Source organism: Limnofasciculus baicalensis BBK-W-15, from assembly GCF_024178385.1.
Taxonomy (GTDB): Bacteria; Cyanobacteriota; Cyanobacteriia; order Cyanobacteriales; family Coleofasciculaceae; genus Limnofasciculus; species Limnofasciculus baicalensis.
In genome coordinates this window covers 1-7084 of sequence record NZ_JAMZMM010000325.1, presented here as the reverse complement: position 1 = coordinate 7084, position 7084 = coordinate 1, and the positions used below count along the sequence as shown (strand labels likewise).

The window sequence follows — 7084 nt, the reverse complement described above, 5'->3', positions numbered from 1 at the left end:
AACCTCATCACCTCAGTAGGGTGCGTTATGAGTAACGCACCCTACTAGATTTATCAGAATTCACCCAAATCATCATCCAGATTACTCTCCCCATCACCTTTGAGAATTCCATCTACAGATTTCTTCACCGTCTGTAGCACCAAATCCGGATGTAATGTCTGATAAAATTCCAGCAGACGCTCTTTATCAAATATTGGAGAAAGTTTCACATTCACTTTATGAACATCATCTCGCCCTAATTCCCCACCCCCTTCAACTCCAATCTCTCCACCTGTGCCCAAAACATTAATTTTAATACTTCCCTTTCCACCCGCCTTACCACTTCGTTTTACAGTAACCTGTAATTCCAATTCCACAGACTCAACAAAGAGGAAAGGGGCATCCTTATCCTTACCTGGCACTACCGATAAAAGATCTTGTTTAACCTGTTGAATAAACTCAGCTAACCCAATGGATTCTTTATCTTTGTCAGACATTAATTTTGCCTCCTAATATAGCAATTAGCAATTAACTAATCGCCACCTTCAAACTCTGACAAAACTCCCCAATCGCCGCCAATCCTTCATCAGGGGTTCCTTCTGCCAACCGTTTCACAAAAGCACTACCAACAATAACGGCATCTGCACCCCATTCTTTCACCTGTTTGGCTTGTTGCGGTGCGGAAATACCAAATCCCACCCCAATGGGTTTATCTGTGACAGCACGCATCTGTTGGAGTAACTCTGGCACTCTTGAAGCAACCTCTTGTCTAATCCCCGTGACTCCGGTAACGCTGACGAGATAGATGAAGCCTTGGGATTGTTTTGCGATCGCAGTTATTCTATCTTTAGGACTAGTGGGCGCTACCAATAAGATAACTTCAATCCCAATTTCTGCGGCAGGTTTAATTAAAGATTCTGCTTCTTCTAAAGGCAAGTCAGGTACAACTAATCCTTGTACTCCGGCGGCGGCAATCTGTTTTAGAAAGGTTTCAATACCTCGATTCAGAATCGGATTATAGTAGGTAAATAAGATAATCGGCGCTCGGATTTCTGGGATAACATCCTTGACAATTGCCAAAACATCATCCAATTTTACCCCTTTTTGTAATGCTCTCGTGGCGGCAGCTTGAATTGTTGGACCATCTGCGAGAGGATCGGAGTAAGGCACGCCTAACTCAATCATATCTGCCCCCGATTTGTCAAGTATTTTAATCGCTTTTGCCGTAGTTGCCAAATCGGGATCTCCCGCAGTTATGAAGGGAATGAGGGCACATTGGCCGTTTTGCCGCAGGAATTGGAAGGAATCGGAAATTTTGAACATTTGTAATGGGTTATTGGTTGTTTGTTTTTTGTTGTTTGACATCTTACCATTAACCGCTCCCCTGCTCCCTGCCCCCAAAAAAACCAATTTTTCAACCGAGAATGAAACAGCCCTGCGCTCTTAAGGGGGCTGGGGGGTTAGGTTTTTCTCTCAAACAAGATCATTTATTGGCAGATTGAGAAAGTTTTTCTTGTTCAATTTCCGCTTGTAGTTGAGCAATTTCTTCTGGAGTCATTTCTTCAAGGCGCTTTTGCAATACTGCATCTTCATAGTCTTTTGCTTGCTGATGGATAGTCATATTTTTGGTGGCGACTCGGAATAAATAGCTTAACACCCAGCCGAGCAAACCAAGGACTAATAATGCTTGACTCCAGATACCTGCATTTTGGCTATCTAGACCGACGAGTTGTAAGATTATATAGACGATACCACCAGCGGCGAAGACACCGAGGGAAATCGCGATCGCGTCAATTCTGCGCATGTAACAATTATCCGATTTTGGACTTGAGATTTCTGGTGAAGATTTGGCTATCAGGAGTCAGGTAGGGGAATAATCTGATATATTACCTTTTTTCAACTAAATACTATTGTAATTAGCAAATAGTTTTGAATGCCAATTTGTGACTCCTGATAGCTGAATCCTTAGATTGTAGTTTGAATTAAGAGATATCTAATTATGGGAGTGCGATCGCAAATTGGCAATCCCAAATCCCCCATCGATTAGCTCAAGAGGCTGGTTGGCGCTTCTTAAGACGAAAGTTGAGGAAAGGACTGAATAGCAATAATCCTGGAAAAAAGAAGTATACCAGGAAATACATGAATACCCGCTCAATGGAGCTGGCGACGTACCAGCGTTTTTGCAGGTAGAGATAAACGGCAAGGGGAACCACGACGAGGTACAGTCCACCTAAAGCTAGGTACAGCAGGGCAACAACCATAGTTTCTGTTCGGGGAAAACAACATGAGGCTAGCGATCGCTATCATTGTACTTTCATCTCTGCTCTTTAGACAGAGGGATCAGGGGATGGGAGGGAGCGGGGGGAGACAAGAAGTTGGATCTGGTAAATTTTTTGGATCAATTTGCCCAAAAGAGGTTATAATGGGAAAACTTGCCTAAACGGTAGCGACAACCTTCACTTTCCAGAGTTTGCTTGGTCAACAATGGTATGTAAGGTGATATACTGAGAATCAGGCAAAATTCTGAACCTGGTGACAAACTAATACGGGGGCGTGGCGGAATGGTAGACGCTACGGACTTAAGGAAATTGAGCCTTGATGGAGAAATCTCTCAAGTGGCGGCTCTCAAACTCAGGGAAACCTAAGTCTGACAACAGATATGGCAATCCTGAGCCAAGCCCAAAGATTTTAGATTTGCGGTTGGTGACAATCGGCAATCCAAGATTGAGGGAAGGTGCAGAGACTCGACGGGAGCTACCCTAACGTGAAGTCGAGGGTAAAGGGAGAGTCCAATTCTCAAGTGCTAGTAATAGCAGGAGCGAAAGCTACAAGGAGAATGAAAATCCGTTGACTGTAAAATGTCGTGTGGGTTCAAGTCCCACCGCCCCCATCTACTGTAAAATCTAAATATAAGTTGAACAGAAGATTAAAAGGATCTTCTGTTTCTATCATTTTTGGTTATATATGACTATATGGTCAATAAGTTATAAACTTATCAAGTTTCAACTTATATTCTACTAGCTTCCTTACAGCGTTCTATATATAACTCTACCACCAGATCCTGTTTATTTATTTGCCAAACACGATCAAAAAATACCAGGGCATCAGAAAACTTTTTCGCCACATAAAGTGCTACTCCCCGCTCAAACTCCCCACGGGTTTGCCGTTTAATTTCAATCAAATATGGGGAATTACTATCATAGACTTCAAATATAGCAATAGGTTGGCTTTTCCCCTTGACTGTAACACGATCCAGATATCGATAAGCATAAATTTCCGGATTATCCAGACGATATAAAGTTTCTTCGCTAATCAAAATATCCACACCATAAACCTTAGTTAACCCTTCCAAACGAGATGCTAAATTTACCGCATCTGAAATTACCGTAGTTTCCATCCGCTGAGACTCTCCCACAGTACCCAACATTAAACTGCCCGTATGTAAACCAATGCCAATTGCAATTGGTACTTCACCCATATTTTGCCTCTCCTGATTATAGAGAGAGACTTGTTTTTGCATTTCAATTGCTCCTTGCACCGCATCATCTGCGGTTTGGGGAAACAGTGCCATGACAGCATCTCCGATATATTTATCAATAAAGCCGCGATAATGACGAATTACTGGACTTACATGGCTCAAGTAAGCATTAATAAAGTCAAAATTTTCCTTTGGTGACATCCTTTCTGATAGACTAGTAAAGGAGCGAATATCAGAAAATAATACTGTCATTTCGCGCTGTACTTGATCGCCTAATTGGACATCAATAATACTTTCTCTTGCCAAGAATTTTAAGAATTCTTGGGGTACAAAGCGCTCATAAGCAGCGTTAATTTTGGCTAATCTGAGATGGGTTTTAATTCTTGCCAGCAATTCGTTTTTCAATATCGGTTTAGTCAAATAGTCATTAGCACCTGCGGCAAATCCTTCCACCAAATCTGATACTTGATTCTTGGCAGTTAATAACACTACAGGTAATTCATTCTGTAAAAATTGTTCCCGGATTTTTTGACAAAGTTCATACCCTGTCATTCTCGGCATCATTACATCTAACAAAATCAAGTCTGGTTTGAAACCACTGTCAATAATTTCCAATGCTTCTATACCATTTGATGCTTGAGTAATGGCATAATTGTGTAAGGAAAGATGATTAACTATTACCTGAAGATTAACAGGTTCATCATCCACAATCAAAATCTGAAATGCGCCATCTAAAGATACTGATCCCTCTGAATTTATTAATATATTATCGTCAGTAACGGTAATTTCAGGAGACTCTTGCACCTGAGAGATTTCCTCTAAAAGTTTCCTCTCTATTTGACTTTCCGATACAGGAAGGGAGAAGGTGAATCGCGAACCTAATCCTACAGTAGACTCAACCAGAATATTACCACCATGGAGTTCAACAAGTTGTTTTGTAACTGCTAAACCCAATCCTGTACCACCATATTCTCTGGCAATTGAACCATCTGCTTGCTCAAAGGATTCAAAAATACGCTCGAATTTATTACTCGGAATGCCAATACCAGTATCTGTAACCGTAATTTGCACCCAATCATTAACAACTTCGGCAGATACTTCAACAGTACCACGCTCGGTAAATTTAATCCCATTACCTACTAGATTATATAGAATCTGTTGCACTCGATTCTCATCAGCATTCACTGGTGGAATATCTGCCGCAATTTTATTAATTAATGCTACTGGTTTAGATTTAATCAGGGGGCGAGAAAGTGTTAATACAACCTCTGTTATTTCTCGTATCCCTACAGGTTGGAGTTTCAGTTCAATCTTTTGGTGTTTGAGTTTGGAAAAATCCAGTAAATCGTTAACAAGTTGGTGGAGTCTTTTCCCGCTAGATACAATTAAAGAAAGATTGAATACCGTTTGTTTAGATAATTTACCAGTCGCACCGTCAACTAAGGATTCCGCAATCCCGATAATACCATTTAGGGGAGTTTTTAGTTCGTGTGAGGTATTGGCTAAGAATTCATCCTTAAGTTGATCTAGTTTTTGTAATGTGGCATTCTTGCTTTCTAATTCTAGAGCATAAGCTTGTAATAATTGTTGGGATTCTGTAAAGCGACTTTCTAAAATAAATCCCAAAATTAGGATGAAAATTAGGGTTCCCCAGGGGTACATTTTGTGATACCAATAAACCCATGACATCTGATAGATTAAAACATCGTTAATTCCCGATAGAGTGAGGATGATAAATCCTGATGTAAACAATTTAGCATCCGAGTTTCCCTTTAATGATATTTTGATAGCCCTGAATAATACCACGGAAGCCGATATCAGTAATAAAATTTGAGCTGGGGTTACGGTTTGACTCCAAGAAATTCTGCCAGTAGTAATGGAAAGTAAAGCCACACCTGCAAATAGAAGATGGATTTGCCAGAGACGGCGAATAATTGACCGATATCCTGCACCAAACATTTCTTCAAAAAAGAGACAAAAACTCACTGGAATCAGATAAAATGACGTAAATTCAACGAAATTTAATATAGCAAAATCTTTGAAAAATAACCGAATCAAAGCCGAAGGTGCAACAGCATACAATCCAATGGTTATGGCGAGTAAACCAAAGTAAAAATAGGATTTTTCCTTTTGTTTGCCCAAACAAGAGATTAAGGATATTGAACCTAAGAAAATAAACATTACCCCTAATAATGTGTCAATCTTTTGTTGAAAAAACAATTGAATTATCCTGACTTGCTCTCCCAGGATAATTCTTTCAAATAATCCGATATAAATCCCAGCATTGCCGCCTACATAAACTCGAAAAAATAGATTCTTATTCTGAAAATCTGGTTCAAGACTAACAATAGGCCATTGATAATCTACCAGGTTTGCTTCACCTGCCCTATTGAGGGACAATTGAGTATAGAGAAGTCGATTCTCAAGATAAACATCTAATATGTAGGGGACTCCTCCCAAATATAGTGTGGGGGACTGCAATTGTTTCCCAGGCAAGGGAACCCGCAACCAGAGAATCTTCGTATTTACCCCTAATGGTTTTTCTATTTTGTGGGGAAACTGAAAGGGTTGCCATTCAGAATTAGAATTGGCTTGGTGAGTAAATATCGGAATACCAGACGCATCTAGAGGAGAGTCACCCCAGCGGTATTCCCATCCTCTCACGATTTCCGCGATCGGCGACGATTCTGAAATAGATAGAGATTCTGCGGCAGTGGGTGCGGTATGGTGTAGCAGACTACTGAGTAGCATCAGTAACAAAGCGCCGAAATACAAGATAATCGAGGTACGGGTGCGACGAAACACGTTTTAAGTCTCCTGAAGTGCTATCCGCAATGCGTCTGATTGAATTTCATACCGATAAGGTTAAATCAAACGTGGAGCGACTAGTACTATAAAAACTTATACAGCGAATTTCAAGTGAGTAAGGTACAGAGAAACCCGGTTTCGCCGAAGTTACCGGGTTTCGCCGAAGTTACCCGGTTTCTGAGGTGTACTTCATAAACCTGCAATCTGCTCTAGATTTTAAGCCAAACGGCTGGAACAGTTTCGTACTAAGCATATCACTGATTTATGAGTAACGCCTTCATATAAGTTCAACAAGATTATTAATGGTAATTTAAGATTTTTGACATTTTCCGTTATTCGTAGCGATCGCGCTTATTCTAGAGAAAGCATCTTTACTTTTTTTTTACCGCTATCGTTTAGTTCACCTCCTTTGGCGAGCCGACTTATGAGCATTTTGCCCACCCTTCTCCGTTCCCTCTTCTTAACAATTCTTATTAGTTTTATTGTGCCGATTGTGTTCATTGCCGGAGTATTGGGTTTTGTCTGTGTCATTGGATACATTCCCGGCTTGGAAACGATTGGTAAGATAGGTTTAGCAAATCTGTGGCAGTTTCTGGCAATCTTTGGTGGTGGCTCTCCAATTGAGGGCGCGATTATAATTGGTTTGACTTGCAGCTTCGCGGGAGCATTGTTTGACACCTACAACTTTTACAGTTATCAGCACTCGAATAATCATTAAGATTGGTTAGTTGTTGTTGGTTAGTTGATATTTGTTGTTGTTCTCAAACAACTAACAACTAACAACTAACAACTAACAACTAACAACTAACAACTAACAAC

The 7084-nt window shown here is 40.5% G+C and carries 6 protein-coding genes; 1 reads left to right on the top strand and 5 read right to left on the bottom strand.

Going from position 1 to position 7084, the window contains the following annotated elements; all coding sequences use genetic code 11:
• Positions 1-53 precede the first annotated feature (53 nt).
• The 5 genes from NJ959_RS23350 to NJ959_RS23330 all read right to left on the bottom strand — a co-directional run bounded on the left by NJ959_RS23350 (position 54) and on the right by NJ959_RS23330 (position 6208).
• Complete coding sequence (locus NJ959_RS23350; protein ID WP_254014144.1) at positions 54-476, bottom strand: trypco2 family protein; 423 nt, start codon at positions 474-476, stop codon at positions 54-56.
• A 31-nt stretch (positions 477-507) separates the two neighbouring features.
• Positions 508-1302: a tryptophan synthase subunit alpha gene (gene trpA, locus NJ959_RS23345; protein WP_254014146.1), complete on the bottom strand. Its 795-nt coding sequence runs from the start codon at positions 1300-1302 to the stop codon at positions 508-510.
• Positions 1303-1462: 160 nt separating this feature from the next.
• Entirely contained in the window at positions 1463-1783 is a 321-nt protein-coding gene (locus NJ959_RS23340) for a DUF3007 family protein (RefSeq protein WP_254014143.1), read from the bottom strand.
• 244 nt (positions 1784-2027) lie between these two features.
• Positions 2028-2240 carry an NAD(P)H-quinone oxidoreductase subunit L gene (ndhL, locus tag NJ959_RS23335; protein WP_254014142.1) on the bottom strand — a complete coding sequence of 71 codons (213 nt, stop codon included), beginning with the start codon at positions 2238-2240 and terminating at the stop codon, positions 2028-2030.
• Between the two features lie 746 nt (positions 2241-2986).
• Entirely contained in the window at positions 2987-6208 is a 3222-nt protein-coding gene (locus NJ959_RS23330; RefSeq protein ID WP_254014145.1) for an ATP-binding protein, read from the bottom strand.
• Between the two features lie 481 nt (positions 6209-6689).
• On the opposite strand from NJ959_RS23330, the gene NJ959_RS23325 reads away from it, so the two are divergent.
• A complete protein-coding gene (locus tag NJ959_RS23325; RefSeq protein WP_254014141.1) occupies positions 6690-6983 on the top strand; it encodes a hypothetical protein in 294 nt (97 codons plus the stop codon).
• The last annotated feature ends 101 nt before the right edge of the window (positions 6984-7084 follow it).

Bases quoted from the DNA above. Each gene is read 5' to 3' on its own strand.
- NJ959_RS23350 (WP_254014144.1), bottom strand. From the start codon at position 476: ATGTCTGACAAAGATAAAGAATCCATTGGGTTAGCTGAGTTTATTCAA.
- trpA (WP_254014146.1), bottom strand. From the start codon at position 1,302: ATGTTCAAAATTTCCGATTCCTTCCAATTCCTGCGGCAAAACGGCCAA.
- NJ959_RS23340 (WP_254014143.1), bottom strand. From the start codon at position 1,783: ATGCGCAGAATTGACGCGATCGCGATTTCCCTCGGTGTCTTCGCCGCT.
- ndhL (WP_254014142.1), bottom strand. From the start codon at position 2,240: ATGGTTGTTGCCCTGCTGTACCTAGCTTTAGGTGGACTGTACCTCGTC.
- NJ959_RS23330 (WP_254014145.1), bottom strand. From the start codon at position 6,208: ATGCTACTCAGTAGTCTGCTACACCATACCGCACCCACTGCCGCAGAA.
- NJ959_RS23325 (WP_254014141.1), top strand. From the start codon at position 6,690: ATGAGCATTTTGCCCACCCTTCTCCGTTCCCTCTTCTTAACAATTCTT.